Source organism: Micromonospora inositola (assembly GCF_900090285.1).
Classification (GTDB): Bacteria; Actinomycetota; Actinomycetes; order Mycobacteriales; family Micromonosporaceae; genus Micromonospora; species Micromonospora inositola.
This window is the reverse complement of sequence record NZ_LT607754.1, coordinates 1,762,566-1,789,158: the sequence shown is the minus strand read 5'-3', so window position 1 is coordinate 1,789,158 and position 26,593 is coordinate 1,762,566. Positions and strand designations below refer to the sequence as shown.

Here is a 26,593-nt window from a genome sequence, read left to right as displayed (position 1 = left end):
CTCGCCGTGACGGGCTGGCCGGCGCGGTGGGCCGGGTCGTCGTCGGACTCAGCGGCGGGCGGCGTCCCGGAGTGCCTCGCGGGCCTGCGCGTACCGGGTCAGCACGGCGCGCACCGGGACCAGCACGTACTCCTCGCCGACCGTCCCCACCGAGCTGGTGAGCCGCTGCTCCGCCCGGTGGCGGGCCCGCCGCGCCGCCCACCGGACCACCGGTCTGGTCAGCGCCGCCACCAGCAGCCCGGCGAGCAGGCCGCCGAGGAGCAGCACCGTCGGCAGCGGGGACTCGCCCACTCTCGGGTAGTCGAGTGCCGGCAGGCCGAGCGCCCGCAGGGCGTAGCCGAGCGCGAGCCAGCCCAGCCCGACCAGCGCGGCGAGCGTGACCAGCCACTGGAGGCCGCCGACGACCCGCCACCAGGCCGGCCGTCGATCCATCCCCAGGTCGGTGCCGGCCACCGCGCGGTCCAGCGCGTCCGGCAGGTCGCCGAGCCGGGACCGGGCCGCGGCGGTCACCGCGGTCGGCCAGGGTGCCGGCAGGTCGGCACCGGACCGGTCGGCCACCGCGCGGATCGTCAGGTTGAGCGCCGAGCGCTGCGCGGCGGTCGGATCCGGTACGGATGTCGCGGCGACCAGGCTCTCCGCGGGCGCGTCCGGGTCCCCGCCCGGTCCTGGCAGGTGCAGCCGGCGCAGCGGGTCCGGCCGCAGTCTGCGCCAGCCCTTGACCAGCGGCCAGCCGGTCGTCCCGCCGGCCCGGTGCCGGTACGCGCCCTCGACCGCCTCCGCCACCGCCGGCACCCCGGCCGCCCCGGCCAGGGCCCCGGTGAGCTCCCGCGCCGACCTGTCGTCCGGTCCGGTACGCGGCGGCTCGACACCGACCAGCGACTCAAGCTCGTCCACCACGATGTCCACGTCTCCGGCCAGCCGACGCAGCGCCGCCTGTCGCTCCGCGACCGTACGCTCCAGCGCTGCCCGCAGCCCGTCCATCCCGGCCGGGTCGACCGCGACGGTGGGCAGCAGCGGGACCCCGCCCAGGCCGTCGGCGTCGAGCAGCCGGCGCAGGTCGTCCAGCACCCGGGGCAGCTCGGCCGGGGGCAGCCGGTCCGCCTGGTTGAGCACGACCACGGTCACGTCCCTGTGCCGGTGGAACTCGCGCAGGTAGCTGGCGTGGATAACCCGGTCCGCGTACTTCTGCGGGTCGACCACCCAGACCACGAGGTCGACCAGGCCGAGCAGGCGGTCCACCTCCAGCCGGTGGGTCCGCTGCACCGAGTCGAAGTCGGGCAGGTCCAGCAGGACCAGGCCGTGCAGGGCGTACTCGTCGTCGCCGTCGAGGGCGCTCTCCCGGACGAACCGGTGCCGGGGCAGCACGCCGAGCCAGTCGAGCAGCCGGCTGGCGCCGCCCAGCGGCCCCCAGACGCAGGCGTGCGCCACGCCGGTGGTCGGCCGCCGTACGCCGACCGGCGAGAGCTCCAGCCGGGCGAGGGCGTTGAACAGGCTGGACTTGCCGCTGCCGGTGGCCCCGGCCAGGGCGACCACGGTGTGGTCGCCGGAGAGGGTGAGCCGGGTGCCGGCCCGCTCGACGACGGTGTGCGCGGGGATGAGCTGTGCGTCCGGCACCTGGCCGTCCACCGCGCGGAGGAAGCGTTGCACGGCGTCCAGGCGGGCGATCAGCTCGTCCGGGTCGACCCGCTGGTCGCCGCGGAAAGCCTCGCGTACCCGACCGACGAAGTTCGTCATCGGGCGCCCGTCCCGGTCGGCGGCAGCGCCGGCCCGTCGGTGCGGGACAGGCCGCTGCGGTGCCGGGCCATCTCCACCTCGGCGGCCGCCCGGCGCAGGGTGGCGCCGGTCTCGGCGGCCGGGCGGGCCGCCGCCGTCCGGTCGAGGTAGCGGGCCGCCTCCTCCTCCAGCAGTGCGCCGATCCGGTCCAGCAGGTCCACCCGTGCCTTGTTGGCCAGGTTGCGCACCGCCTGGTCGCCGAAGATCGCCTGGAGCACGGCCTGCGCGGCGACCGTGGTGCCGGCGCCGGTGGCCACCTCCAGACCGGTCGGGATGAAGGCGGTCGAGGCGAAGACCCCGATCATCACGGCCAGCCCGGTGGCGTTCACCGCGTACGCGGCCGTCCGGGCCACGAAGCGGCGGTCGCCGCCCTCCTCGCGGACCAGGTCCAGCACCCCGCGCTGCCAGTCGCGGACCAGCCGCTCGGCGCGTTCGGCCAGGTCGTCGGAGGCGTGGGCGAGCGGCGGATCGAGCAGCGCCGCCCCGGCGGGATGCGCCTTCCACCCGGTGTACGCGTTCTCCGCCGCCTCCGAGGCGACCCCGCGCAACAGGGTCACCAGCTGCGACTCGATCGCGTTGCGCAGTTCGGCGGCGGGCGCCGGACGCCCGGTCACCGCCGCGACCACCCGGTCCCGGAGCCGGCCGATCCGCGCCTCCAGGGTGCGGAAGAACTCGCCGGTGCCGACGAACTCCTGCCAGCGGGCCAGCACCTCGCCCCGGAGCAGCCGGCCGTCCTTGAGCCCCTGCTCGACGGTCCGCTGCGCCCCCCGGTACGCCGCCCGGACCCGCTCGTCGAGCGCGCCTGCGGTGGCCAGCTGCTCGTCGGCGGCGTCGGCCAGCCCGTCCACGGCGGGGTGCAGGGCGGCGAGCGCCCCGTCGAGGGTCTGCCGGACCACGGCGGACCGGGCGTCGGCGTCGGCGGCGAGCCGGGAGAACCAGGCGCTCAGCGGGGCGGTGACCTTGTCGGGGAGCAGCCCCTGGCCGTCGACCCAGGTCTCCGGCAGCACGAAGAGCGGCGCGGCGTCGAGGCCCTGGGCGGCGAGCATCTCCGACAGGTGGGCGGCGATCTCGTCGGCCGCCTCCGGGGGCACCCGGTCCAGCACCATGGCGATCACCGTGCCCCGGGCCCGGGCGCTGCGCAGCAGCTCCCACGGGACGGCGTCGGCGTACCGGGCGGCGGTGGTGACGAAGAGCCAGAGGTCGGCCGCGGCCAGGAGCTGGCCGGCGAGGGCCCGGTTGGCGTCGACCACCGAGTCGATGTCGGGCGCGTCGAGGAAGGCGAGCCCGGCGGGGAGGGCGGGCGCGGTGACCAGGTGCAGGGTGCCGGGGTTCTCGCTCGGCTCGTTGGTGCGGGTGAGGCCGGGCAGCAGCTCCCCCCGCCGGAACCAGGCGGAGTCGGTCGGGTTGCAGACCAGCACCGGGGAGCGGGTGGTGGGGCGGAGCACGCCGGCGGGGCTCACCCGCGCCTGGACCAGGCTGTTCACCAGGGTCGACTTGCCGGCCCCGGTGGAGCCGCCGACCACCACCAGGAGCGGCGCGTCGAGCCGGGCCAGCCGGGGCAGCAGGTAGTCGTCGAGCTGGTCGGTGAGGCCGGCGGCGGCGTGCCGGGCCGGCTCGGCCGAGGGCAGGGCCAGCGGGAACCGGGCCGCGCCGATCGCGGCCCGCAGGCCGGCGAGCGCGGCGGACAGGCCGTCCCCGGTGGTGCCGGGCGGAGCCTCCCCGGCGTCCGGCGGTCCGGAGCGGGCTGCGACGGCGGGCGCGCCGGAATGGGTGGCGGGATCGCCATGCGTCGTCACCGCTAAAGCGTGCCCGACCGATGCAAGGGAAGACAACCGGACGGTAATAACGGTCGGGTTGCGTCGGGTCGGCTCAACCTCGACTTGCGGTTTCCCGGGGGCGTGGCACTATTGAGTCAAGTTCACTCAACTTGTGGTGGGATCGCTGTCGGCGAGGCCCACCGGAACCCAGCGGGCGATGCCCGTCACCTGCTCGACGTTACGAAGCGAGGAAGCGAACATGGCACGTGCGGTCGGCATCGACCTCGGCACGACGAACTCCTGCGTCAGCGTTCTCGAGGGCGGTGAGCCCACCGTCATCGCCAACGCTGAGGGCTCGCGGACGACCCCCTCTATCGTCGCGTTCGCCCGCAACGGCGAGGTGCTCGTCGGTGAGGTCGCCAAGCGGCAGGCGGTCACCAACCCGGACCGGACCATCCGTTCGGTCAAGCGGGAGATCGGCACCAACTGGACCGTCGACATCGACGGCAAGAAGTACACCCCGCAGGAGATCTCGGCCCGGACGCTGATGAAGCTCAAGCGGGACGCCGAGGCGTACCTGGGCGAGCAGATCACCGACGCGGTGATCACCGTCCCGGCCTACTTCAACGACGGCCAGCGCCAGGCCACCAAGGAGGCCGGTGAGATCGCCGGCTTCAACGTGCTGCGGATCGTCAACGAGCCGACCGCGGCCGCCCTGGCGTACGGCCTGGACAAGGGCTCCAAGGAGCAGACCGTCCTGGTCTTCGACCTGGGTGGCGGCACCTTCGACGTCTCCCTGCTGGAGCTGGCCGAGGGCGTCATCGAGGTCAAGTCGACCAGCGGTGACAACCACCTCGGTGGCGACGACTGGGACCAGCGGATCATCGACCACCTGGTGAAGACCTTCCGGGGCGAGCACGGCATCGACCTGGCCCAGGACAAGATGGCCCTCCAGCGGCTCCGCGAGGCGGCCGAGAAGGCCAAGATCGAGCTGTCCGCCGCCACCACCACCAACATCAACCTGCCGTACATCACCGCCGGTTCCGCCGGCCCGCTGCACCTGGACGTGACGCTCAGCCGCGCCGAGTTCCAGCGGATGACGCAGGACCTGCTGGACCGCTGCAAGGGCCCGTTCGAGCAGGCCGTGAAGGACGCCGGGATCAAGGTCTCCGACGTCGACCACGTCATCCTGGTCGGCGGCTCGACCCGGATGCCGGCCGTGACCGACCTGGTCAAGCAGCTCACCGGCAAGGAGCCCAACAAGGGCGTCAACCCGGACGAGGTCGTCGCCGTCGGCGCCGCCCTGCAGGCCGGTGTGCTCAAGGGTGAGGTCAAGGACGTCCTGCTGCTCGACGTGACCCCGCTGAGCCTGGGCATCGAGACCAAGGGCGGCATCTTCACCAAGCTGATCGAGCGCAACACCACCATCCCGACCAAGCGCTCCGAGGTCTTCACCACCGCGGACGACAACCAGCCGTCGGTGCTGATCCAGGTCTTCCAGGGCGAGCGGGAGATCGCGGCCTACAACAAGAAGCTCGGCACCTTCGAGCTGACCGGCCTCCCGCCGGCGCCGCGCGGTGTGCCCCAGATCGAGGTCACGTTCGACATCGACGCCAACGGCATCGTCAACGTGCACGCCAAGGACCTGGGCACCGGCAAGGAGCAGAAGATGACGATCACCGGCGGCTCCTCGCTGCCGAAGGACGACATCGAGCGGATGCGCCGGGACGCCGAGGAGCACGCCGAGGACGACAAGCGGCGGCGCGAGGACGCGGAGACCCGCAACCTGGCCGAGGCGCTCCAGTGGCAGACCGAGAAGTTCCTCGCCGAGAGCGGCGACAAGCTGCCCAGCGAGAACCGGGACCAGCTCAACGAGGCCCTCGGTGAGCTGCGCGGCGCGCTCGGCGGCCAGGACATCGAGAAGATCAAGGCGGCGCACGAGCGGCTGGCGCAGGTCTCCCAGCAGGCCGGTTCGCTGCTCTACTCGCAGCAGGCTGAGCAGGCCGAGCAGGGCGAGCAGCCGGGCGCGGCCGGGCCGGGCGCGGGTGCGACCGGTGGCCCGCAGGCCGGCGGTGCCGACGACGTGGTCGACGCCGAGATCGTGGACGAGGACGGCAAGAAGTGACCTGCCGCTGGCGGACACGTACCCACGGCAGAGGGATGAGGTAGCCGCATGACGGAGAAGCCACGAGCCGCCGACCCGGGCTCCACCGGGTCGGCGCCGGGTGGCTCCGCGACCGCCGGCAAGGCCGCCGGCGAGGAGCCGCGGGTCGTCATCCGTGACAAGCGCAAGATCCGCAAGACCGGGGAGTCGACCACCACCGCCGCCGACGCCGCGGCCGACACCCCGGCCGAAGGGCTGGTCGAGGAGGCCGAGGTCGTCGTCGACGAGATCGAGGTCGAGGCGGACGCGGTCGACGGCCCGGCACCCGCCGGCCCGCCGGTGGTGGACGCCCCGGCCCAGCCGACGGAGGGCGGCGGATCGCCGCTCGGCGCCGAGCTGGAGTCGCTCCGCGCCGAGCTGGACGAGCGCACCCGGGACCTGCAGCGGGTGTCGGCGGAGTACGCCAACTACCGCAAGCGGGTGGACCGGGACCGCAGCCTGGTCCAGGAGCAGGCGATCGGCACGGTGCTGGCCGCGCTGCTGCCGATCCTCGACGACCTGGACCGGGCCCGCGATCACGGCGACCTGGTGGGCCCGTTCGGCGCGGTGGCCGAGCAGCTCACCACCGCGCTGGGCAAGTTCGGCCTGACCGCGTTCGGCGAGCAGGGCGACCCGTTCGACCCGACCCGGCACGAGGCGGTGGCACACCAGACCTCCGCCGACGTGACCGAACCGACCTGCGTGCAGGTCATGCGCCGGGGTTACCAGCTCGGCGAGCGACTGCTGCGGCCCGCGCTGGTCGCGGTGGCCGACCCGGAGTAGTGCCGACCCGCGCCGTCCCGCCCGCCCGTCAGGGGCGGGCGGGACGACCGGGATACGTCCCGTGGAAGGGGGTGGACCGGTGAGTTCCAAGGACTGGATCGAGAAGGACTACTACGCCATGCTGGGCGTGGAGAAGTCCGCCTCCTCGGACGAGATCAAGAAGTCGTACCGGAAGCTGGCCCGGGAGTCGCACCCGGACCACAACCCCGGTGACCCGAAGGCCGAGGAGCGGTTCAAGGCCGTCTCCGAGGCGTACGCGGTGCTCGGCGACGAGTCGAAGCGCCGCGAGTACGACGAGATGCGCTCGCTGTTCGGCTCGGGCGCGTTCCGCCGCAACGCCCGCGGTGGGGGCCAGCCTGGCGGGATGCCGTTCAACGTCTCCGACCTGTTCGGCGGCGGCGCGACCGGCGGTGCCGACACCCGCTTCGGCGGGGGTGGCTTCACCGACCTGTTCAGCTCGATCTTTTCCGGTGGCGCCGGCGCCGGCGGTCCGGCCCGCCCCCGGGGTCCGGCGCGCGGGCGGGACGTCGAGACCGAGGTCGCGCTGGACTTCGAGGACGCGGTACGCGGGGTGACGCTGCCGCTCTCGCTGCGCGCGCCCGGCGTCTGCGACACCTGCCACGGCAACGGGGCGAAGCCGGGCACCCAGCCGGTGGCGTGCCCGGTCTGCCACGGCGCCGGGGTGACCACCCGCAACCAGGGGTCGTTCAGCTTCTCCGAGCCGTGCCGCAACTGCCAGGGCGTGGGCACGGTCGTCGAGGAGAAGTGCCCGGAGTGCCACGGCACCGGCGGGGTCACCAAGACCCGCACGCTGAACGTCCGCTTCCCCGCCGGGGTGGCCGACGGCCAGCGCATCCGGCTGGCCGGCCGGGGCGAGCCCGGCGAGCGGGGCGGCCCGGCGGGCGACCTCTTCGTCCAGGTGAAGGTCCGCCCGGACGAGCTGTTCGGGCGCACCGGGGACGACCTGACCCTGACCGCGTCGATCACGTTCCCGGAGGCGGTGCTCGGCATCGACCTGCGGGTGCCGACCCTCGACGGCACGGTGACCCTGCGGGTGCCGCCCGGTACGCCGAGCGGACGGGTGCTGCGGGCCCGGGGCAAGGGTGTGGTGCGCAAGGACGGTCGAGCCGGTGACCTGCTGGTCACTCTCGACGTGGTGGTGCCGGCGAAGCTGTCGGACGAGGCGCGGGCGGCGCTGGAGTCGTTCGCCGACCAGACCCCGCCCGCCGCGCGGGAACATCTCGACGCGCGGGTGCGTCGATTCAGTTGATCCGGTCGAGTGCTGCGGAGGTGAGCGGGGATGTCGCAGGAGTTCGTCGGCTCGGGTGACCCTGCCTACGAGGCCAAGGTGCTGATGATCTCGGTCGCGGCGCGGATGGCGGGGATGCACCCGCAGACTCTGCGCCAGTACGACCGGCTGGGCCTGGTGCAGCCGGGCCGGGCCGCCGGCGGCGGCCGCCGCTACAGCGTGCGGGACGTGGTGCTGCTCCGCGAGGTGCAGCGGCTCAGTCAGGACGACGGGATCAACCTGGCCGGGGTCAAGCGGATCATCGGCCTGGAACGGCTGCTGGAGCAGGCGCAGCAGCGGGTGGCCCGGCTGGAGGCGGAGCTGGACGCCGCGTACCGGCGGATCGCTGAGCTGGAGGCGCTGGCCACCTTCCCGGGCCGGGACCTCGTGCCCACCAACCGCACCTCGACCGCGCTGGTGGTCTGGCGTCCGCGCCGGAACCCGGAGCGCTGACCGCTCGCCGCTCGCCGCTCGACCGCTGGTCCACACCGGCCCGGCTCGCAGTTCGGGGAAATCCCCGGCGCGGGTCGGGCCGTTTCGTTAGCCTGAGAATCAGGTCCAACCAGATCAATCCGGACTCCGAACTGGCAGGGGGGCCATGGCGGAATCGGCGAAGAAGGTGGCCCAGCAGACGGAGGACCAGCTCGAGAAGGCGGCCGAGAACGTACGGGAGAAGTTCGACCGGCTCGCCAAGGGCAAGTTCTCGGACAAGATCAAGGAAGGGCGCTTCGCCGACCAGGTCGACCACGGCATCGACCGCGGCCGGGCCGACGTGAAACGCCGGAAGCAGGGGGGATCGACCAGCTGACGATCCGCCGACGTGCGGGCCGGGACCCACGGGGGGTCCCGGCCCGTTCGCCCGTCGACACGTGGTTCAGCCGATGCGGCGGTTCTCCCGGACCAGGCCGCCCTCGCACCAGTCGTGGTAGACGAAGAGTTCCGGCCGGGCCAGCAGCACGCGGCCGTTGTGCGCCCAGTTGCGCATCAGCTCGTCGCCGGCGCGCTCGGCCTGCTCGACCAGCTTCCGGAAGCGGCGCTTCGGGTGGGCCCGGAAGTTTGTCCGGATGCCGTCGGCGGCGTAGATGTAGAGGCAGTGCAGGGCGAACCGCCGGGCCGGGCAGGCGGGGTCCATCGCCAGCTCGAAGAGCGTCGCCACGAGCTGGTCGCCGGCGACCAGCAGGTCCCAGTCCGGGGGCATCGAGGCCAGCGGCACGGAATCCGGCTGGTACGCCCAGGCCCGCAACTCCGCCGGTGACGGATCAACGGGGTTGGCAAAGCCGTGGAACGTCGACTCCTGCACGCTCACCGGCCAACCTTCCGCTTCCGCTGGCGGGGGCACCAGCCACCCGCGGACCTGGCTGCTGGGGCGACACGGTAACGCGGTTTCGCGCGGCGACGGAAGACCTGTCCGGGACCGATTCGGCAACGGACGGCCGGGCCGGGTCCACCGTACGGCCGACCCGGCCCGGGATGCATCGACCGGCGTCAGTCGGCTGCCGGCACCGGCTCCGGCCGGCGGACCTGGCTGCGCCGGCGCAGCCAGCGCTTGAACCACGGGAAGTCGGGCAGCCGGGCCAGCATCGGCCCGGTCACCACGGTGATCAGCACGTACGCCGTGGCGAGCGCCGCCAGCCGGGGCTCCACCGGCTGGGCGGCGGCGACCGCCAGCCCGGCGATGACGATGGAGAACTCGCCGCGCGGAGTGAGCGCGAACCCGGCCCGCCAGCGACCGGGCTCGGCGATCCCGGCCCGCCGGGCGGCCAGGTAGCCGGTGAGCAGCTTGGTCCCCATGGTCACCACGGCCAGCCCCAGCGCAGGCAGCAGCACCGGCGGCATGTCCAGCGGGTCGGTGACCAGCCCGAAGAAGACGAAGAAGACCGCGGCGAAGAGGTCCCGCAGCGGGGAGAGCAGTTCAGTGGCGTGGTGCGCGACCGGCCCGGAGAGTGCGATGCCGACCAGGAACGCGCCGACCGCCGCGGAGACCTGGAGCTTGGCGGCGACGCCGGCGACCAGCAGGGTCAGGCCCAGCACCCCGAGCAGCAGGGCCTCCGGATCCTTGGCGGAGAGCGCCGCGGAGATCAGGTGGCCGTACCGGATGGCGACCGCCAGCACGAGCACCACGGTGAGCACCGCGACGGCCAGGGCGATCCCGCCCGTGACCAGGCCGACGCCGGCCAACAGCGCGGTGACCAACGGGAGGTAGAGCGCCATCGCCAGGTCCTCGATCACCAGGACGGAGAGGATCACCGGGGTCTCCCGGTTACCGACCCGGCCGAGGTCGCCGAGGACCTTGGCGATCACCCCGGACGAGGAGACCCAGGTGACGCCGGCCAGCACCACCGCGGCCACCCAGCCCCAGCCGAGCAGCAGCGCGAACGCGAAGCCGGGCAGGGCGTTGAGCACCGCGTCGATCAGGCCGGCCGGGGCCGCCGAGCGGAGGTTGCCGACCAGCTCGTTGGCGCTGTATTCGAGGCCGAGCATGACCAGCAGCAGGATCACGCCGATCTCCGCGCCGACGGCGAAGAACTCCTCGCTGGCGTTCAGCGGCAGCAGGCCGCCGTGACCGAAGGCGAGACCGGCGAGCAGATAGAGGGGGATCGGGGAGACGCCGACCCGACGGCTGAGCCGGCCGAGGAGGCCGAGCAGGAGCAGCAGCGCGCCGACCTCGACGAGCAGAGTCGTGGTTTCGTGCATCCGCCTCAGCCGTCCGGGTCACTGTCGGCGAGGATGGCGGTCACCCCGTCGAGACCCTGGCGGGTGCCGACCACGACCACCACGTCACCGGCCGCGAAGCGGAAGGTGGGGTCCGGCGAGACGATGACCTCGCCGTCTCGCAGCACCGCCACGATGGAGGCGCCGGTGCGGGTGCGCGCCCGGGTGTCGCCGAGCCGCTTGTTGACGTACTTCGAGCCGGCCGGGATGGCGATCTGCTCGGTGAGCAGCCCGGCGGCCTGCTCGCGTAGCCCGGAGAGCTGGCCGAGCATCAGCGACGCGCCGAGGATGTCGGCGAGCGCCTCCGCCTCGTCGTCGGTCAGCGGGATGTCGGCCTGACAGGCGTCCGGATCGTCCCGGTCGTACAGGACAAGGTCCCGGCGGCCGTTGCGGTGGGAGACCACCCCCAGCCGGCGGCCCGATTCCGTCACCAGATCGTGACGTACGCCGATCCCCGGTAGGGCAGTCTGTTCGACACGTACTCGCACCCAGGTAAGGCTACCCTGCGCCGGAGGGTCGGATGAGCCCGCGAAGGTGTGCTTCGCTGGTCGCGTTGCTCGTGCTGTTCGCGGCGGCGGCGTGGACGATCGTCGACGGCGGCGACCACTGGGTGCGGGTTGTCCTGGAGCGGCGCCCTCCGCCGGCGGACAGGTGACCGGGTCGCATCGCTACCCGTGCGGACGCCGATAGGACAGTCTGTTCACACGTACTCGCATCCAGGTGAGGCTGGCTACCGTGTGCTGGAGGCGCCATGAATCGGCGAACAACCCGCTCGGTGACCGCACTGCTGCTCCTGCCGGCCCTGGCGGCCTGTTCGATCGGGGACGTCCGCCGGCCGCCGCCGAACCGGGCGTCCGCGTCGCACCGCCCGGTCGTGACCGCACCGGCGCCGCCCCGGGTCGTCGGCTTCGACGAGGTACGCCACGTCCGGGTCGCCGTCCCTCAACGGTACGACCAGCCGTTCGTCGAGTTCGCCGACGCGCAGCACGGCTACGCGCTCTTCGCCGCCTGTGCCGGGCAGCCGCCCGGTCGCGGCTGCCCCGCACTGCTCTACGTCACCGTCGATGGTGGACGCTCCTGGCGGGCGCTGCGGCATCCCCGTCCGGCCGCGCAGGACCAGCAGCTCTACGCGGTACCGGGGGCGCTGGTGCTGCTCGCCGAGCCGTACGGCTGGTACACCTCGATCGACGGCGGCGCCACCTTCGCCCACACCACCGGAGCGGAGCCGCTGCCGCTGGTGGCGGCGAGGGGCGACTACCAGGTCATTGAAGGCCTGGGCGGAGTCGGTGAGTGGGACGGTCGGCACCTGCGCCCACTGGCCGTCCAGCCGTCGGTGCCCGGGCTGAACACGGTCGGTCACTACGGCGACCTGATCGTCGCGGCCGGTGCGGCCGCCGGCCGGCCTTACGCCGCGGTGTCGCGGGACCAGGGGCGGCACTGGCTGAGCACCACGGTGCCGTTCTCCGGCGGCGAGGTGGGGCTGCTGAGGGTGGCCTTCGCCCCCGACGGCGCGGGGTGGCTGATCGGGGAGCGGCCGGACCGGACCGGCTTCCCGGCGCTGTGGCGCTTCGTCCGCCCCCGCTCCTGGGAGCCGGAGCGCGCGGTCGGGCATCCCGCGCAGGCCCGGTCGGTGGCGCCGATCGGGGTCGGGTTGTTGGCGGTGACCGGCCCCGACGGCGCGGGCATGGTGGCCGGTGGTCGTTACTACCACCTCGACTGGCCGCTCACGGCGGAGCACTACCTCACGGTGCTCACCGACGGCACGATCGCCGCTCGCGGGCCGGACGACGTCATCCTCGGCACTGGGTGGACCGCGAACCGGCGCTGGATCAAGGTGATCCTGGACGGCGACTGACCCGCCGGCTGCCGGTGCGCGATCCCTGTGGAGCTGCCCCCTCGGCTACCGCCTGGCGACCGAACCTGGGCTGGTCGGATCGGTTGGAGCTGAATCAGGGGGACGGGCTGCGTTGAGCCACGTACGTGCCCTTGCCCTGGTGGCCCTCGACACCGCCGCCGACCTCACTCGGGCCAAGATCCTCGCCCGGACCGCCGCCCGCTCGGACGGGCCGGAAGCGGACGGTCACCTCCCCCGAAGCGGAGCGGTCGACGACCAGGTTGACCTCGGTCTTGAACCGACCGCCGGCGTCTGCTCGAGCAAAGTACCTAATCTCAGGCTCGGATATTTAGTTATGTAGTTCTGCTGGATAGATCCGCGCACGGCTGGCCGTGCATTGAGTGAGCCAGGTCACACGGTTGGAGTTGAGCGGAATAGGCTCAACTCTGGTTGTGTCCTTCCTAGTGGACACGCCGACCAGGGGGAGCCCATGAACACGGAACGTCTCACCACCAAGAGCCGCGAGACCATCACCGGCGCCGTCGCGCTGGCGAACCAGCGCGGCCACGCCACGGTGGAGCCCTGGCACCTGCTGCTGTCGCTGCTGGACACCGAGGGCTCGACCGCCGCCGGCCTGCTGCGCGCCGTCGGGGCCGACCCCGCCGAGCTGCGCCGGGCCGCCCAGCGTGCGGTCGACGGGCTGCCCGCCGCGCGCGGGTCCAGCATCGCCGAGCCCACCCTGGCCCGCGAGTTCGTCAACGCCATCGGCGCCGCCGAGCAGATCGCCCGGCCGCTGGGCGACGAGTACACCTCCACCGAGCACCTGCTCGCCGGCCTGGCCCGGGTGGGCGGCGGGGTCTCCGGCGCGCTGAAGTCCGCCGGCGCCACCGAGGAGAACCTGGTCGCCGCGTTCCCGAGCGTCCGCGGCGGGGACCGGCGGGTCACCACCGCCGACCCGGAGCAGACCTACCAGGCCCTGGCCAAGTACGGCGTCGACCTGACCGCCAGCGCCCGCGACGGCAAGATCGACCCGGTGATCGGCCGGGACTCGGAGATCCGCCGGGTGATCCAGGTGCTGTCCCGGCGTACCAAGAACAACCCGGTGCTGATCGGTGAGCCCGGCGTCGGCAAGACCGCGATCGTCGAGGGCCTCGCCCAGCGGATCGTCGCCGGTGACGTGCCCGAGTCGCTGCGGGACAAGAAGCTGGTGTCGCTGGACCTCGGCGCGATGGTGGCCGGCGCGCAGTACCGCGGCCAGTTCGAGGAGCGGCTGAAGTCCGTCCTCGAGGAGATCAGGAACTCCAACGGTCAGGTCATCACCTTCCTCGACGAGCTGCACACCGTCGTCGGCGCCGGCAAGGGCGAGGGCTCGATGGACGCCGGCAACATGCTCAAGCCGATGCTCGCCCGCGGCGAGCTGCGGATGGTCGGCGCGACCACCCTGGACGAGTACCGCGAGCACATCGAGAAGGACCCGGCGCTGGAGCGCCGATTCCAGCCGGTGCTGGTCGGCGAGCCGACCATCGAGGACACCATCGGCATCCTGCGCGGCCTCAAGGAGCGGTACGAGGTGCACCACGGTGTAAGGATCACCGACGCCGCGCTGGTGGCCGCCGCCGGCCTCTCCGACCGCTACATCACCGACCGGTTCCTGCCGGACAAGGCGATCGACCTGGTCGACGAGTCCGCGTCCCGGCTCCGGATGGAGATCGACTCCCGGCCGGTCGAGGTGGACGAGATCGAGCGGGCGGTGCGCCGGCTGGAGATCGAGGAGATGGCGCTGGCCAAGGAGCCGGACGCCGCCTCCGCCGAGCGGCTGGAGCGGCTGCGCAAGGAGCTGGCCGACAAGCGTGAGCAGCTCACCGCGCTCTCGGAGCGCTGGCAGCTGGAGAAGAGCCACATCACCAAGCTCTCCACGGCCAAGGAGGAGCTGGAGCGGCTCAGCGGCGAGGCCGAGCGGGCCGAGCGCGACGGCGAGCTGGAACGCGCCGCCGAGCTGCGGTACGGCCGGATCCCCGCGCTGAAGGCCGACCTGGCCAGGGCGGAGGAGGAGCTGGCCCGGCTCCAGGCCGACGGCGCGATGCTCAAGGAGGAGGTCGGCGCGGACGACATCGCCGCCGTGGTCGCCTCCTGGACCGGCATCCCCGCCGGACGGCTGCTGGAGGGCGAGACCGCCAAGCTGCTCCGGATGGAGGAGTCGCTGCGCGCCCGAGTGGTCGGCCAGTCCGAGGCGGTGGCCGCGGTCTCCGACGCGGTCCGCCGCGCGCGGGCCGGCGTCGCCGACCCGGACCGCCCCACCGGCAGCTTCCTCTTCCTCGGCCCGACCGGTGTCGGCAAGACGGAGCTGGCCAAGGCGCTCGCCGAGTTCCTCTTCGACGATGAGCGGGCCATGGTCCGCATCGACATGAGCGAGTACGGCGAGAAGCACTCCGTGGCCCGTCTGGTCGGCGCCCCGCCCGGGTACGTCGGCTACGAGGAGGGCGGCCAGCTCACCGAGGCGGTGCGCCGCCGGCCGTACTCGGTGATTCTGCTGGACGAGGTGGAGAAGGCCCACCCGGACGTCTTCGACGTGCTGCTCCAGGTGCTCGACGACGGCCGGCTCACCGACGGTCAGGGCCGGACGGTGGACTTCCGCAACGCGATCCTGATCCTCACCTCCAACCTCGGGTCGTCGGTGATCAGCGACCTGACGTTGGCCGAGGAGCAGCGCCGGGAGGGCGTCCTCGCGGTGGTCCGGTCGCACTTCAAGCCGGAGTTCCTCAACCGCCTCGACGACATCGTGGTCTTCGCCGCCCTTCAGGGCGACGACCTGCGGTCCATCGTCGACATCCAGCTGAACCGGATGCGGAAGCGGCTCGCGGACCGCCGGCTCGGCCTGGAGATCACCGAGGCGGCTCGCACCTGGCTCGCCGAGCACGGGTACGACCCGATCTACGGCGCCCGTCCGCTGCGTCGCCTGGTGCAGTCGGCCATCGGCGACCAGCTCGCCAAGGCCCTGCTGTCCGGCACGATCCGCGACGGCGACACCGTCAAGGTCGACCTCGCGGACAGCAAGGACTCCCTGGCGGTCACCGCCGCCTGACGGCCGCTGGAGTGATCAAGAAGTTTGCGTCCGTGGAGCTGGTGCTCCCGGACGGAAACTTCTTGGTCAACAGGGTCAGCGGCCCCGGTGCGGGGCAATAGTGAAGGCATGTTGGGGATCGGGAAGAAGGACCGCGAGCTCGACGCCGCCGTCAAGGAGCTGGCCAAGGCCGACACGCTCGCCTTCGGCGGGGTGGGCATCGCCTCCACGCTGCTGCCGGCGACCGAGGCGTACCGGCACGTGGAGCGGGCGCTCGACGAGCACCCGGAGGAGGCCCGTAAGAAGGTCGACTGGCTGCTCAAGCACGGCTCGCCGGCCGGCAAGGCGTACGCGGCGACGCTGCTGGACCGGGTCGACCCGGAGGCCGGTCGGGCGGCCTGGACCCGGCTCCGCGACGACGAGCGCGAGTTCACCACGTTCAGCGGGTGCGTGATGGGGCGCGCGACGCTGCGCGGGTACGCCACCGAACGACTCGCGGCCGATTGATCCACTCGCCGACGGGGCCTGTCCGATCGGCCCTGCCGGAGCTTGGCGGCACGCCGTACCTTGCCAGCCATGACCCTGCCCGAGGCCGCGTCGGCCCGACCTGCCCGGCCCGCCATCGTCACCGTCGCCTTCTGGTTGCAGCTCGCGGCGGTCGTCGTCCTGCTCGTCCTGGTCGGGCTGGTGGTCGCCGAGGCGGTCCGCTACGACGGCCAGATCGACCGGGCGCTCCGGCTCGTCCCCGACGCGGACCCGACGGAGGTGTCGGACGAGCGGTCGGGCAACGTCTTCATGGCCCTGGTCATCGGCGGGCCGGCACTGCTCCTGGCGGCCTGGCTCGCCGCCACCGCGCTGCCCCTGCGCCGGGGCGGCAACACCGCCCGGATCCTGGTCTTCGTGGCTGCCGGCGCGCAACTGCTGCTCTGTCTCGGGCAGGGGTGTTCGGGCGTGTTGCTGGTCCCGCTCGCGCTGGCGGCCGGAATGGGCGACCCCGGCTTCGACCCCGCGGAGGGCATGCCGCCGGACGGCGCTGACTGGGAGCAGTCGAAGTTCCTCGACACCCTCTACGCGCAGGGCGACCCGGGGGACGCCGTCTTCGCGATCGGCGGCCTCGGCGTGCTGGTGGTGCTGGCGCTAACCGTGAGCGTGGTGGTGCTGCTCCTGCTTCCCGAGGCCCGCCGCTGGTTCCGGCCGCAGCCGGCGGTCCCGGCCGGCGCTCCTGGGCTGACCGCCGGCTACGGCTACCTGTCACCGGGCGCGGTGATCCCGTACGGCTACCCGTCGCCCGGCGTGGTGCTGCCGCCGGGCTACATGGTCTGTCCCGACCCGGCGCTGCACCTCCCCCAACCGTCCACCGGCCCGGAACGGTCCACCCCGGCCGGTCCTGCGCCGACCGGCGGGGACGCGACCGCACCCGAGAGCAGCAGGCCTGATGGGCCGGAGAAGCCGCCCGTCGACCCCACCGCCGGGACCCTGGGTAGCTGAGCCTTGACTCGGCGGGCAAGCTTTTCGCGAGGATGCGTCGGGTTGTTACCGTTTCCGCCGACGCACGTGGGGAGGCGGTCGGCGTGAACGGTTCGGTGGCGTACCTGGTGACGACGCTGGGGTGTCTGATCGGGGTGGCCGGTGTCGTGATCGCCGTGGTGGCGCTCCGCAAGGCCCGGTCCGGGCCGCGCCCGCCGGCGGCCGGCGACCCGTTCCGCGACCGGGACTCCGACGCGCTGCGCGGTGACCCCCGCAAGCTGCGGCCCGGCGACATCGTGGAGATCCGCCAGGTGCCGTACACGGTCCGCGGCTCGGTGCACCTGGTCGAGGGCGGCTGGAGCTGGGCGGAACACCTGCTCGACGACGCCGGCGGGGTGAAGCGCTGGCTCTCCGTCGAGGAGGACCCGGACCTGGAGCTGGTGCTCTGGACCGGCGAGCCGTCCGCCACCGTCACCCCCGGCGCGCCGACCCTCGACATCGCCAGCCGCCGGTACACCTGGGACGAGTCCGGCCAGGCCCGCTACACCGCCACCGACGGCACCGGCCTCGATCCGCGCGGCACCATGCGCTACCACGACTACCAGGCGCCCGGCGGCGCCCGCCTCTCCTTCGAGGCGTACGGGGAAGCCGGCTGGGAGGTGGCGCTCGGCGAAAAGCTGCACCGGGCCGAGGTGATGATCTACCCGCAGGGCGGCCCGGAGACGGCGGCCTGAGCGTGCTCGTCACCCTGGACGCCCCGTACGTCGACACCAGCGCCGCCGACCTGAGCCTGGCGCTCGGCGGCCCGGAACGCCCCGCGCTGCACGTCCGCGAGCTGACCCTGCCCGGCGGGCTGACCCTGCGGCTGCGCCTGCTCGGCGCCTCCCACCAGGTCGTCTGCGGCGGCCTGACCGAGACGGTCGCCTGCCTGCCCGGCCGCCCGCCGCACCTGCCCGGCGCCCTGCACGACGACGCCGCCGGCTACCGGTTCACCGCCACGGTGCTCCGGCCCGACGGCGACGGCCTGCGCACCCGGGTCGCCGCGCTCCGCGCCGAGCTGGCCGACGACCCGTACGCGCTGGTCGGGGTCTTCCCCGGCGACGTGGACGCGGTCACCGCGCTCTCCGTACGCCCCGACCCGCCCGACGGCACGGTGGGCTGGCGCACCTGGCACGCGTACCCCCAGACCAACGAGCTGGTCCTGACCGAGACGGTGGTGGCTCTGTGAGCGCGAGGAGTGAGCCGGTTCTGCGAGCCCCGCAGTCGCGAACAGAGGTGGCGCTGTGACGACGACGTACCGGCGGTGGATCGTGGTGGGGGTGGCCGTCGCCGTGGTCGGCGCGCTGCTCGCCGCCTTCGCGATCTTCTACGGCAACTTCTCCCCGCGCGGGTACGTGCAGGACCATTACCGCCGCGCCTCCAGCCGGGACATCGGCCGGGACGCGGTCGCGTACACCTCGACCCGCACCCCGAGCCAGGTGTCGAAGGACATCACGGACGCCTGGCAGCCCGCCGACCAGTACGTCGACGGCAGCGGGATCTACCTGCGCTACGACGACGACTCGGTGGTGATCCTGCCGGTCGCCGCCGGCTCGGTGATCCTGCTGGAGCGGATGACCACCGCCTACCCCCGCTACCACCACGTCGTCGGCGGCGGCTGGGGCTGGGGCCGTGGCAGCACCGTCCGGGGCGGTGGCCCCGGCGCCGGCAAGTAGCCAGCCTGACCCCTCACCCTGGAGCTGAAGTGCAGAACCTCGCCACCGATCTGCTGGTCACCCTCGCGTACGGCGTGGTCGGCGTCGTCCTGATGGGCATCGGCTACGTGCTGGTCGACCTGGCCACCCCGGGCCGGCTCAACCACCTGATCTGGCACGAGCGCAACCGCAACGCGGCGCTGCTGCTCGCCTCCAACCTGGCCGGGGTCGGCGTCATCGTGGTCGCCGCGATCGCCGCCAGCGAGGACGACTTCGTGCTCGGCCTGGTCGGCGCGGCCGCGTACGGCGTCCTGGGCCTGGTCATCATGGCGGCGGCCTTCGTGCTGCTGGACGTGGCCACCCCCGGCAAGCTGGGTGAGCTGCTGGTCGACCCGGAGCCCCACCCGGCGGTCTGGGTCTCCGCGGTCGTGCACCTCGCCACCGGCGCGATCATCGCCGCCGCAATCAGCTGATGGGTACGGCGGACCGCTCCCGGTTCACCGGCGCGACGACCCCGGTCAGCAGCGGGAAGACGTCCCTCGGCAAGCAGGTGCTCGGTGGGTTGGCGATCGTGGTCGTCGTCGGCCTCTGCGTCTGGGGCGCGGCCAGCGGCGGCTCCGACGACGGCACGGGCGTCCCGGCGCCGGCCACCGACGAGCGGGCCGCCACCGTCCCGATCCTTCAGCACGCCGCCAGCAGCCAGGGCATCTGCTACGGCTGGAAGCTCCTCGACTGGACCAGTCCGGTCGACGCCGGCTCCAATTTGGGCGAGGACCTGGCGGTGAACGCCGACCCGCGCTGCCCGCGCTGGGTCGAGGTGGTCGCCAACATCCGCTACACGTCGGAGAGCAGCGAGTCGCCGGACCGGGCCGAGATCCACGTCGAGGGGTCGACCGACATCGACCGGCCGGACCTCGACACCATCGCCAACGGCCTGGCGCGGTTCGGGCTGGACGAGGACGCCTTCATCGACGACCCCGGCTGGGCGGTCACCCGGGCGGCGACCACACTGCCGCTGCTCGCCGCCGAGGCCGGGCTGGCTCAGCCGCTCGCCACCCCGAGCACCGGCCCGGCCGCCGCGTCGAGCCCGCTGCCGGCCGCCGGCAGCGACTTCTGGCGGGACCGCTGGGGCTGGCTGTTCGGCACGGTCGGGCTCCTCCTGCTTGCCGCGCTCTTCCTCACCGTGGGCGTGGTGCAGCGCCGCCGGCAGCTCCGGGCGGCCGTGCCCGCGCAGCGCGCCGGGGCCGAAGCCGCCGGGCGTACCGGGGAGAAGGCGTGACCACCGACGTGCCGGCGCGGCCGGGCCGGCGGGCGGCCCGCGCGGCGGTCCTGCTCGCGGTCTTCGTCTGCGCGGCCTGCGGCCTGGTCTACGAGCTGGCGCTGGTCGCGCTCGGCAGCTACCTGATCGGCGACGCGGTCGGCCAGGCGTCGATCGTGCTCGGCGTGATGGTCTTCGCGATGGGCGTCGGCGCGCTCGTCGCCAAGCCGTTGCAGTCCCGGGCCGCCGCCGCGTTCGCCGCGATCGAGCTGACCCTCGCGCTGCTCGGCGGGCTCTCCGTGCTCGGCCTCTACGCCGCCTTCGCCTGGCTCGACCTCTACGGCCCGGCGCTGGTCGGCACCGCCTTCGTGCTCGGCCTGCTGATCGGCGCGGAGATCCCGCTGCTGATGGTCATGCTGCAACGCATCCGCGAGCAGTCCGCCGGCAGCGCGGTGGCCGACCTCTTCGCCGCCGACTATGTCGGCGCGCTGCTCGGCGGGCTGGCCTTCCCGTTCCTGCTGATGCCGATCTTCGGCCAGCTCAAGGGCGCCCTGGTGGTCGGCGTGGTGAACGCGGTGGCCGGCCTCGCCCTGGTCTGCACGGTCTTCCGTCGGGAGCTGAGCCGCCGCGCGCGGCTCGCGCTCGGCGCCGGCTCCGTCGTGGTCGCCCTCTGCCTGGGGTACGCCTGGATCACCGCCGCCGACTTCGAGCTGACCGCCCGGCAGCAGCTCTACCGCGACCCGGTGGTGCACGCCGAGCGCAGCCGCTACCAGGAGATCGTGCTCACCCGGTCGGTGCGCGAGGTGGGGCACGCCGACACCGACCTGCGGCTCTTCCTCAACGGCGACCTCCAGTTCAGCTCCGTCGACGAGTACCGCTACCACGAGTCGCTGGTGCACCCGGCGATGCGCGGGTCGCGCGGCGAGGTGCTGGTGCTCGGCGCCGGCGACGGGCTCGCCGTCCGCGAGATCCTCCGCTACCCGGACGTCCGCCGGGTGACCGTGGTCGACCTCGACCCGGCCGTGGTGAAGCTGGCCCGGACCGAGCCCCAGCTGCGCGAACTCAACCACGACTCGTTCGCCGACCCCCGGGTGCGGGTGTTGAACCTCGACGCGTTCGGCTGGCTGCGCACCGCCGCGGAACGCTTCGACGTGGTGGTGGCCGACCTGCCCGACCCGGACGAGACGGCCACCGCGAAGCTCTACACCGTCGAGTTCTACGCGCTGATCCGTTCGGTGCTCGCCGACGGTGGGCGGCTGGTGGTGCAGTCCGGGTCGCCGTACTTCGCGCCCCGGTCGTACTGGTCGATCGAGCGGTCGATCCGCGAGGCCGGCTTCGCCACCGCGCCGTACCACGTGGACGTGCCGAGCTTCGGCGACTGGGGATTCGTGCTGGCCGCCCCGGGGGCCACCCCGCCGGTGCTGGACCTGCCCGCCGACGCCCCGCCGCTGCGCTTCCTCACCCCGGAGGTGCTGCGCGCGGCGGCGGCCTTCCCCGCCGACCGGGGCCGGATGGACGTGCCCGCCTCCACGTTGTTGCAGCCCAGGGTGCTGGAGTACGCCCGGGCGGAGTGGCGCGGCTACTAGGTTCGGGGCATGTCGCCCCGGTCGTCGCGTCGCCGCCGTACGCCGCCGGGCGTCGAGTGGCTCCGCAACCGGGTGCCGACCCGGTCGGTGGAGGCGGCCTCGTACCTCGAGGCGTTCGTGCTCTCCGGGGTGGTCACCGTGCTGCTCACCCGGGCGTACCTCCGGGCCACCGGGTATCCGCAGCTCGGCGGGGGCGGCCTGCACGTCGCGCACGTGCTCTGGGGTGGGCTGCTGATGGCGGTCGGTCTCGGCATCGCGCTGCTCTTCCTCGGCGGTGGGCCCCGGACGGCCGGCGCGATCGTGGGCGGCGTCGGCTTCGGGCTCTTCATCGACGAGGTGGGCAAGTTCGTCACCAGCCGGACGGACTACTTCTACGCCCCGGCAGCCGGCATCATCTACGGCGCGTTCGCCCTGCTGGTCGTGCTCACCCAGGCGGTCCGCGGCCGGACCAGGCTGACCCCCGCCGAGCGGACCGCGAACGCGCTGGACCTGGTGCTGGGCGGGGTGCCGGGTGGGCTCACCGACCGGCGGCGGGTGGCGGTGCTGCGGCTGGTCCGGGGGTCGGGTCCGGCTGCCGAGGCGGCCGTGGCCCGGCTGCTCGACGCGGTGCCGCGCCGCGAGCCGCCACCGGTCCGGTTCTGGCAGCGCTGGGTGACCCGTTCCCGTCGGGTCGTCGCCTGGCTGACCGCCCGCCGGTGGCTGGTCTACCCGGTGGTGGTCTATCTGGTGGTGGAGCCGGTGGTCACCGTGGCGGGGGTGCTGCTCGCCGGCGTCACCGGTGAGCTGGATCAGCAACGGGAGTGGGGCGCGGTGCTGGGGACCTCGGTCGCCGCGCTGATCACCGCCGTGCTCAGCGTACGGGCGGCGCTGCGGTTGCGCCGGGACCGGGCCGACGCGTTCCGGCTGTTCAAGCTGGCGCTCCTGGTGGACCTGCTGTTCGGGCAGATCTTCAACTTCACCGTGAACCAGTTCGGGGCGGTCTCCGCCGTCGCCGTCGACCTCTTCCTCCTCGGCGTGGTCACCGCCGAGCACCACCGGCTCTGCCGGGAGGATCCGCCGCTCGCCGGCTGATCCACGCCCCCGTCCCGAAGGTTTCCGCCCGGCGTCCGGTCCGTGGCAGCCGCCGGCCCCGCCCGCTCCCGGGCAGCCGGGTGCGGATCAGCCGGGTGGCCGAGAGGAGGGGACCGAGGGCTTGGGAACCCGGCCGCCATCCGGAAGTTGACGTCCGGATAAGAGCGACGCCGACGATCCCTCCGAGTAGGTTGCAAGGGCCTACCGGAGGGATCTGTCGTGTCGTATGCCGAGCAGGCGCCGCCCCGTCGTCCGGCGGCGGTCGTCGCGGCGGCGGCGGTGCTGGTGCTGATGGCCGTCGGCGCCGCGGTGTACGCCGTCGCGGGCCTGCTCGTCCTGGATGGCACCGTCGACCGCTTCCGATCGGCGGCGAGCGCGACCGGTGCCGCGGCCAGCGAGATCGACGGGGTGGTCTCGCTGCTGCGCGCCTCGACCGTGCTGTCGGCCGTGGTCGGCGTGCTGATCGGGCTGGTGCTCGTCGGCCTCGCCCTCGGCCTGGTCTCCGGCCGCGCGGGTGCCCGGGTGGGCACCTGGGTGGTCTGCGGGCTGGGCCTGCTCTGCGGCTGCTGCGGGCTGGCCGTGCTGGTCGGCCAGCGGGCCGCGCCGCTGCGGCTGGGCGCCGACGAGCAGGTCACCGCCGACCTGCTCGGCCGGCTCGGCGACGCCTATCCGGGGTGGTGGATTCCGCTGAACGCGGCCCTGTCGGTGGCGCAGGTCCTCGGCTACCTGGTGGTCGCGGCGCTGCTGGCCCTGCCCGCCGCGAGCGCCTTCCTCCATCGCCGTCCGGCCCCGTCCGGCCCCACGCCCCCGATGCCAGCAGGTGCTCCCACCGCCCCCGGCTACCCGGCCTCGCTCGGCTACGGACCCCCGCCCGGCCCGACCCCACCCCCGGAGGATCGCCCGTGACCACCGAGCCACCCCCCGCCCCACGACGGGCCCTGATCACCGGCGCCAGCTCCGGCATCGGGGCGGCTTTCGCGCACCGGCTCGCCGCCGACGGCTGGGACCTGGTCCTGGTGGCCCGGGACGCCGGCCGGCTGGACGCCACGGCCGGCGAGCTGACCGGCCGGTACGGGCGGGGCGTCGAGACGATCTCCGCCGATCTGTCCACCGAAGACGGCTGCGCGGCGGTGGAGCGCCGGCTCACCGCCGACCCGCCGATCGAGCTGCTGGTCAACAACGCCGGGATCAGCCTCAACACCCCGTTCCTCCGGTCGACCGTCGAGGACGAGGCCCGGCTGCTGCGGCTCAACGTGCTGGCGGTGCTACGGCTGACCCACGCCGCCCTCGGCCCGATGACCGAACGCCGGCGAGGGGCAGTGATAAATGTCTCTTCGGTTGCGGGTTTCGGGGTGGTCATGCCCGGCTCGACGTACTCGGCGAGCAAGGCGTGGGTGACGAATTTCAGTGAGTCGATCGCTCGGTCGGTGGCCCCGCTCGGCGTACGGGTGATGGCGCTCTGCCCCGGCTACACCCGCACCGGCTATCACGAGCGGGCCGGCATCGACATGTCCGCGACCCCGCGCTGGCTGTGGCTCAAGGCCGACGACGTGGTCGCCGAGGGGCTGCGTGACCTGGGGAAAGGAAAACTGGTCAGCGTTCCGACGTGGAAGTACAAGCTGGCGGTGGCGGGTCTGCGGCACGCGCCGCGGCGGCTGCTGCGCGGGGTCTCCCGGGACACCCGGGGCCGGGTGGACCGGGACGGCCGCTGACCGTCGGCCGGCCGGGCGGCTGTCCCGCGGGCGGGACGTCGCGGGGCCGACCCAGGTGGACAGTCGCACGGAGTAGTCGGACATCGCCACCCATCTGTCGCCCGCAGGGTGACGCGGGTGGACCCCGCAGACGGCTCCCAGACTTGCGCAGTACCCTCTATCGCCATGGGCCACCACGACGACCTGCGTAAATTCATTACCGACCTGGCTGTGGTCCATGGACGGGTGGTGCTCTCCTCGGGTCGCGAGGCGGACTGGTACGTCGATCTGCGTCGCGTCACGCTCCATCACCGGGCGGCGCCGTTGGTCGGTCAGGTGCTGCGCGACCTGACCGCCGACTGGGAGTACGACGCCGTCGGCGGGCTGACCCTGGGGGCGGATCCGATCGCCCTCTCGATGCTGCACGCGGCCGCCGCGACCGACCGCCCGCTGGACGCGTTCGTGGTCCGCAAGGCGGGCAAGGCGCACGGTCTGCAACGCCGGATCGAGGGGCCGGACGTCGCGGGTCGTCGGGTCCTGGCGGTGGAGGACACCTCGACCACGGGTGGCAGTGTGTTGACCGCCGTCGAGGCGCTGCGCGAGGCCGGGGCCGAAGTAGTGGGTGTGGCGGTTATTGTTGATCGAGGTGCCGGCGACGCGGTGCGAGCCGCCGGCTTGCCTTATCGGGCGGCCTATACGTTGGCTGACCTCGGCCTTGTGGCGTAAAAGTTTGCCGATTCGGATCTGCTGATATGCAGGCGGATCGATGCTGCTGGTGGAAGGATGGAATACGTGGGAACTGCGTTGGCTGAAATGACCATGCCTCAGATCTCGCCGCTTGCCGGCGAGCCGATCGAACGTGCCGATGCCGAGCGTCTCGCGGGGGTCCTGAAGGCCCTCGCGGATCCCGCCCGGCTCCGGCTGCTCAGCCTGATCCAGTCGGCCCCCGAGGGCGAGGCGTGCGTCTGTGACCTGACCGCGCCGCTCGGCCTCTCGCAGCCGACGGTCAGTCACCACCTGCGTATCCTCACCGAGGCCGGCTTGCTGGAGCGGGAGAAGCGCGGTGTCTGGGCGTACTACCGGCTGGTGCCGAGCGCGATCGCGACGATCGCGGATCTGCTGACCCCGCCGCGCAAGCGGGCCACCAAGAAGGCCCGCTGAAACTGGACGTGTCCGACGGCCGGATGATCGCCCCTGCCCGGGGCGACGTCGGGTGGCGTGCCAGGGGTGGCGCCACCACCGGACGGTGACGGCTGCCCGTCATCCGTACCATCCGCAGGTCGACAGGTCGTTGCCGATGGCCGGCCCCCACGAGGGGACCGGCCATCGGCGTACCCGGGGTCAGCGGCCGTGCTGGCCGCGCTGGCCGTGGTCGTCGCCCTCGACGGCGTCCCGCACCGCCTCGACCGCGCCCGCCGCGCTGGCCGCCGCGACCACCGCGGCCGCCTCGCCGCGCTTGCGCGCCCGCCGGTCGCGAAGGAACTCGAAGAAGATCGGCAGCACCGAGATCAGGACGATCAGCACCACCACCGGCAGGATGTACCGGTCGATCTTGTCGCCGATCGCCTGGTAGATCTGGTCGGCGAGCAGGTAGCCGATCAGCAGGATGCCGTCCACCCAGAGGACCGCGCCGACGATGTTCCAGATCAGGAACTGCCGGGCCGGCATGCCGAGCACCCCGGCCACCGGGTTGAGGAACGTACGGACGATCGGGATGAAGCGGGCCAGCACCACGGCCTTCGCCGGGCCGAACTTCTCGAAGTAGTACTCCGCCTTCTCTACGTACTCCCGCTTGAACAGGCGGGAGTTGGGGCGGTCGAACATCCGGCGGCCGTACCGCGCGCCCAGCCAGTGCCCGAGCTGGGCACCGAGGATCGCGCAGATCGGGCCGCCGATCAGCAGGCCCGCCAGGGAGAGCCGGGTGCCGCCGCCGAAGATGGCGTCGGCCACCGGCGACGCGGCCACGCCGGCCAGGAACAGCAGCGAGTCGCCCGGGAAGAAGAAGCCGATCAGGAGCCCGGTCTCGGCGAAGAGGATCGCCCAGACGCCGATCAGACCGAAGGTGTGGATCAGGTCCTTCGGGTCGAGCGGGTTCAGGGCGACGCTCTCGGCGAGCATCCGGGTCTTCTCTGCTGTGTCCACGGCCACACAGGTTACCCAAGCCCGGTCAGGCGTCGCGCCGGACCGGGCGTACGGGACTCAGCGCCGCGGGTCGACGGGCTCCGACTCGCAGGCAAAGCTCTGCACCCGGCCCGGGTGCTTGACCAGCAGGTGACCGAGGTCGGTCGCCGGCCGGTGGGTGGTCGTCAGGGTGAGCAGCACGCCGTCGATGGGTGTCAGGATGATCGATCTTGCGTCGTCCCGTTTTGGCCGTGTCGCGGTGGGGGTTTCCGGGGAGCCCCACCCGCTCCGGGCGGTCAGGCTTGATCCCTCCGCGGGCGTTGCCGCAACGTTCTGTGGGCCCGGACCCGTCAA

26 protein-coding genes and 1 pseudogene are annotated in these 26,593 nt (G+C 73.2%); 20 read left to right on the top strand and 7 right to left on the bottom strand.

Going from position 1 to position 26,593, the window contains the following annotated elements; all coding sequences use genetic code 11:
* Positions 1-48: 48 nt before the first annotated feature.
* Both GA0070613_RS08580 and GA0070613_RS08575 read right to left on the bottom strand, forming a co-directional pair.
* Entirely contained in the window at positions 49-1,734 is a 1,686-nt protein-coding gene (locus tag GA0070613_RS08580) for a GTPase (RefSeq protein ID WP_089011814.1), read from the bottom strand.
* Positions 1,731-3,569, bottom strand: a complete 1,839-nt coding sequence (locus tag GA0070613_RS08575) for a GTPase family protein (protein WP_089011813.1) — start codon at positions 3,567-3,569, stop codon at positions 1,731-1,733. The genes GA0070613_RS08580 and GA0070613_RS08575 overlap by 4 nt, the downstream gene beginning before the upstream one ends.
* A 220-nt stretch (positions 3,570-3,789) precedes the next feature.
* On the opposite strand from GA0070613_RS08575, the gene dnaK reads away from it, so the two are divergent.
* The 5 genes from dnaK to GA0070613_RS08550 all read left to right on the top strand — a co-directional run bounded on the left by dnaK (position 3,790) and on the right by GA0070613_RS08550 (position 8,552).
* Entirely contained in the window at positions 3,790-5,655 is a 1,866-nt protein-coding gene (gene dnaK / locus GA0070613_RS08570; protein WP_089011812.1) for a molecular chaperone DnaK, read from the top strand.
* A gap of 48 nt (positions 5,656-5,703) precedes the next feature.
* On the top strand, positions 5,704-6,456 hold the full coding sequence (gene grpE / locus GA0070613_RS08565) for a nucleotide exchange factor GrpE (RefSeq protein ID WP_089011811.1): 753 nt from the start codon (positions 5,704-5,706) through the stop codon (positions 6,454-6,456).
* Between the two features lie 79 nt (positions 6,457-6,535).
* Positions 6,536-7,726: a molecular chaperone DnaJ gene (dnaJ, locus tag GA0070613_RS08560; RefSeq protein WP_089011810.1), complete on the top strand. Its 1,191-nt coding sequence runs from the start codon at positions 6,536-6,538 to the stop codon at positions 7,724-7,726.
* A 30-nt stretch (positions 7,727-7,756) separates the two neighbouring features.
* A complete protein-coding gene (locus GA0070613_RS08555; protein ID WP_089011809.1) occupies positions 7,757-8,197 on the top strand; it encodes a heat shock protein transcriptional repressor HspR in 441 nt (146 codons plus the stop codon).
* A gap of 145 nt (positions 8,198-8,342) precedes the next feature.
* Entirely contained in the window at positions 8,343-8,552 is a 210-nt protein-coding gene (locus GA0070613_RS08550; protein ID WP_089011808.1) for a hypothetical protein, read from the top strand.
* Between the two features lie 66 nt (positions 8,553-8,618).
* Here the strand turns inward: GA0070613_RS08550 and GA0070613_RS08545 are convergent, their stop codons facing one another.
* The 3 genes from GA0070613_RS08545 to GA0070613_RS08535 all read right to left on the bottom strand — a co-directional run bounded on the left by GA0070613_RS08545 (position 8,619) and on the right by GA0070613_RS08535 (position 10,944).
* The gene (locus GA0070613_RS08545) at positions 8,619-9,050 is read right to left on the bottom strand and encodes a hypothetical protein (protein WP_089011807.1); all 432 of its coding nucleotides are present in this window, start codon (positions 9,048-9,050) and stop codon (positions 8,619-8,621) included.
* A 179-nt stretch (positions 9,051-9,229) separates the two neighbouring features.
* A complete protein-coding gene (locus GA0070613_RS08540) occupies positions 9,230-10,438 on the bottom strand; it encodes a cation:proton antiporter (protein WP_089011806.1) in 1,209 nt (402 codons plus the stop codon).
* Positions 10,439-10,443: 5 nt separating this feature from the next.
* A complete protein-coding gene (locus GA0070613_RS08535; RefSeq protein WP_089011805.1) occupies positions 10,444-10,944 on the bottom strand; it encodes a cation:proton antiporter regulatory subunit in 501 nt (166 codons plus the stop codon).
* Positions 10,945-11,207: 263 nt separating this feature from the next.
* Here GA0070613_RS08535 and GA0070613_RS08530 point away from each other — a divergent pair, with 263 nt between their 5' ends.
* The 15 genes from GA0070613_RS08530 (at position 11,208) to GA0070613_RS08460 (ending at position 25,279) form a co-directional block, all read left to right on the top strand.
* Positions 11,208-12,311 carry a beta propeller repeat protein gene (locus tag GA0070613_RS08530; protein ID WP_157746301.1) on the top strand — a complete coding sequence of 368 codons (1,104 nt, stop codon included), beginning with the start codon at positions 11,208-11,210 and terminating at the stop codon, positions 12,309-12,311.
* Between the two features lie 469 nt (positions 12,312-12,780).
* Positions 12,781-15,372: an ATP-dependent chaperone ClpB gene (clpB, locus tag GA0070613_RS08525; protein ID WP_089011803.1), complete on the top strand. Its 2,592-nt coding sequence runs from the start codon at positions 12,781-12,783 to the stop codon at positions 15,370-15,372.
* A 108-nt stretch (positions 15,373-15,480) separates the two neighbouring features.
* Positions 15,481-15,858, top strand: a complete 378-nt coding sequence (locus GA0070613_RS08520; protein ID WP_089011802.1) for a hypothetical protein — start codon at positions 15,481-15,483, stop codon at positions 15,856-15,858.
* 69 nt (positions 15,859-15,927) lie between these two features.
* Positions 15,928-16,839: a hypothetical protein gene (locus GA0070613_RS08515; RefSeq protein WP_089011801.1), complete on the top strand. Its 912-nt coding sequence runs from the start codon at positions 15,928-15,930 to the stop codon at positions 16,837-16,839.
* 83 nt (positions 16,840-16,922) lie between these two features.
* Positions 16,923-17,552, top strand: coding sequence for a DUF4178 domain-containing protein (locus tag GA0070613_RS08510; protein WP_089011800.1), 630 nt, complete (start codon positions 16,923-16,925; stop codon positions 17,550-17,552).
* Between the two features lie 2 nt (positions 17,553-17,554).
* Complete coding sequence (locus GA0070613_RS08505; RefSeq protein ID WP_089011799.1) at positions 17,555-18,046, top strand: DUF2617 family protein; 492 nt, start codon at positions 17,555-17,557, stop codon at positions 18,044-18,046.
* Positions 18,047-18,101: 55 nt separating this feature from the next.
* Positions 18,102-18,533, top strand: coding sequence for a DUF4247 domain-containing protein (locus GA0070613_RS08500; RefSeq protein WP_089011798.1), 432 nt, complete (start codon positions 18,102-18,104; stop codon positions 18,531-18,533).
* Positions 18,534-18,562: 29 nt separating this feature from the next.
* Positions 18,563-18,985, top strand: coding sequence for a DUF350 domain-containing protein (locus GA0070613_RS08495; RefSeq protein ID WP_089011797.1), 423 nt, complete (start codon positions 18,563-18,565; stop codon positions 18,983-18,985).
* Positions 18,985-19,791: a hypothetical protein gene (locus GA0070613_RS08490; RefSeq protein WP_089011796.1), complete on the top strand. Its 807-nt coding sequence runs from the start codon at positions 18,985-18,987 to the stop codon at positions 19,789-19,791. Before GA0070613_RS08495 ends, GA0070613_RS08490 begins: the two co-directional genes overlap by 1 nt.
* Complete coding sequence (locus GA0070613_RS08485) at positions 19,788-21,356, top strand: polyamine aminopropyltransferase (RefSeq protein WP_089011795.1); 1,569 nt, start codon at positions 19,788-19,790, stop codon at positions 21,354-21,356. The genes GA0070613_RS08490 and GA0070613_RS08485 overlap by 4 nt, the downstream gene beginning before the upstream one ends.
* Positions 21,357-21,428: 72 nt before the next feature.
* Positions 21,429-22,427, top strand: a complete 999-nt coding sequence (locus GA0070613_RS08480) for a hypothetical protein (RefSeq protein ID WP_172875966.1) — start codon at positions 21,429-21,431, stop codon at positions 22,425-22,427.
* Positions 22,428-22,646: 219 nt separating this feature from the next.
* Positions 22,647-23,333: a hypothetical protein gene (locus GA0070613_RS08475; protein WP_089011793.1), complete on the top strand. Its 687-nt coding sequence runs from the start codon at positions 22,647-22,649 to the stop codon at positions 23,331-23,333.
* Positions 23,330-24,139, top strand: coding sequence for an SDR family NAD(P)-dependent oxidoreductase (locus GA0070613_RS08470; protein WP_089011792.1), 810 nt, complete (start codon positions 23,330-23,332; stop codon positions 24,137-24,139). Before GA0070613_RS08475 ends, GA0070613_RS08470 begins: the two co-directional genes overlap by 4 nt.
* A gap of 165 nt (positions 24,140-24,304) precedes the next feature.
* On the top strand, positions 24,305-24,844 hold the full coding sequence (gene pyrE / locus GA0070613_RS08465) for an orotate phosphoribosyltransferase (RefSeq protein ID WP_089011791.1): 540 nt from the start codon (positions 24,305-24,307) through the stop codon (positions 24,842-24,844).
* Positions 24,845-24,901: 57 nt separating this feature from the next.
* Complete coding sequence (locus GA0070613_RS08460; protein ID WP_007454255.1) at positions 24,902-25,279, top strand: ArsR/SmtB family transcription factor; 378 nt, start codon at positions 24,902-24,904, stop codon at positions 25,277-25,279.
* A gap of 180 nt (positions 25,280-25,459) precedes the next feature.
* On the opposite strand, the gene GA0070613_RS08455 is transcribed toward GA0070613_RS08460, so the two are convergent.
* Both GA0070613_RS08455 and GA0070613_RS31940 read right to left on the bottom strand, forming a co-directional pair.
* Positions 25,460-26,236, bottom strand: a complete 777-nt coding sequence (locus GA0070613_RS08455) for a DedA family protein (protein WP_089011790.1) — start codon at positions 26,234-26,236, stop codon at positions 25,460-25,462.
* Positions 26,237-26,353: 117 nt separating this feature from the next.
* Positions 26,354-26,440: pseudogene (locus GA0070613_RS31940) on the bottom strand (hypothetical protein); the annotation flags it as partial.
* Positions 26,441-26,593: the final 153 nt, after the last annotated feature.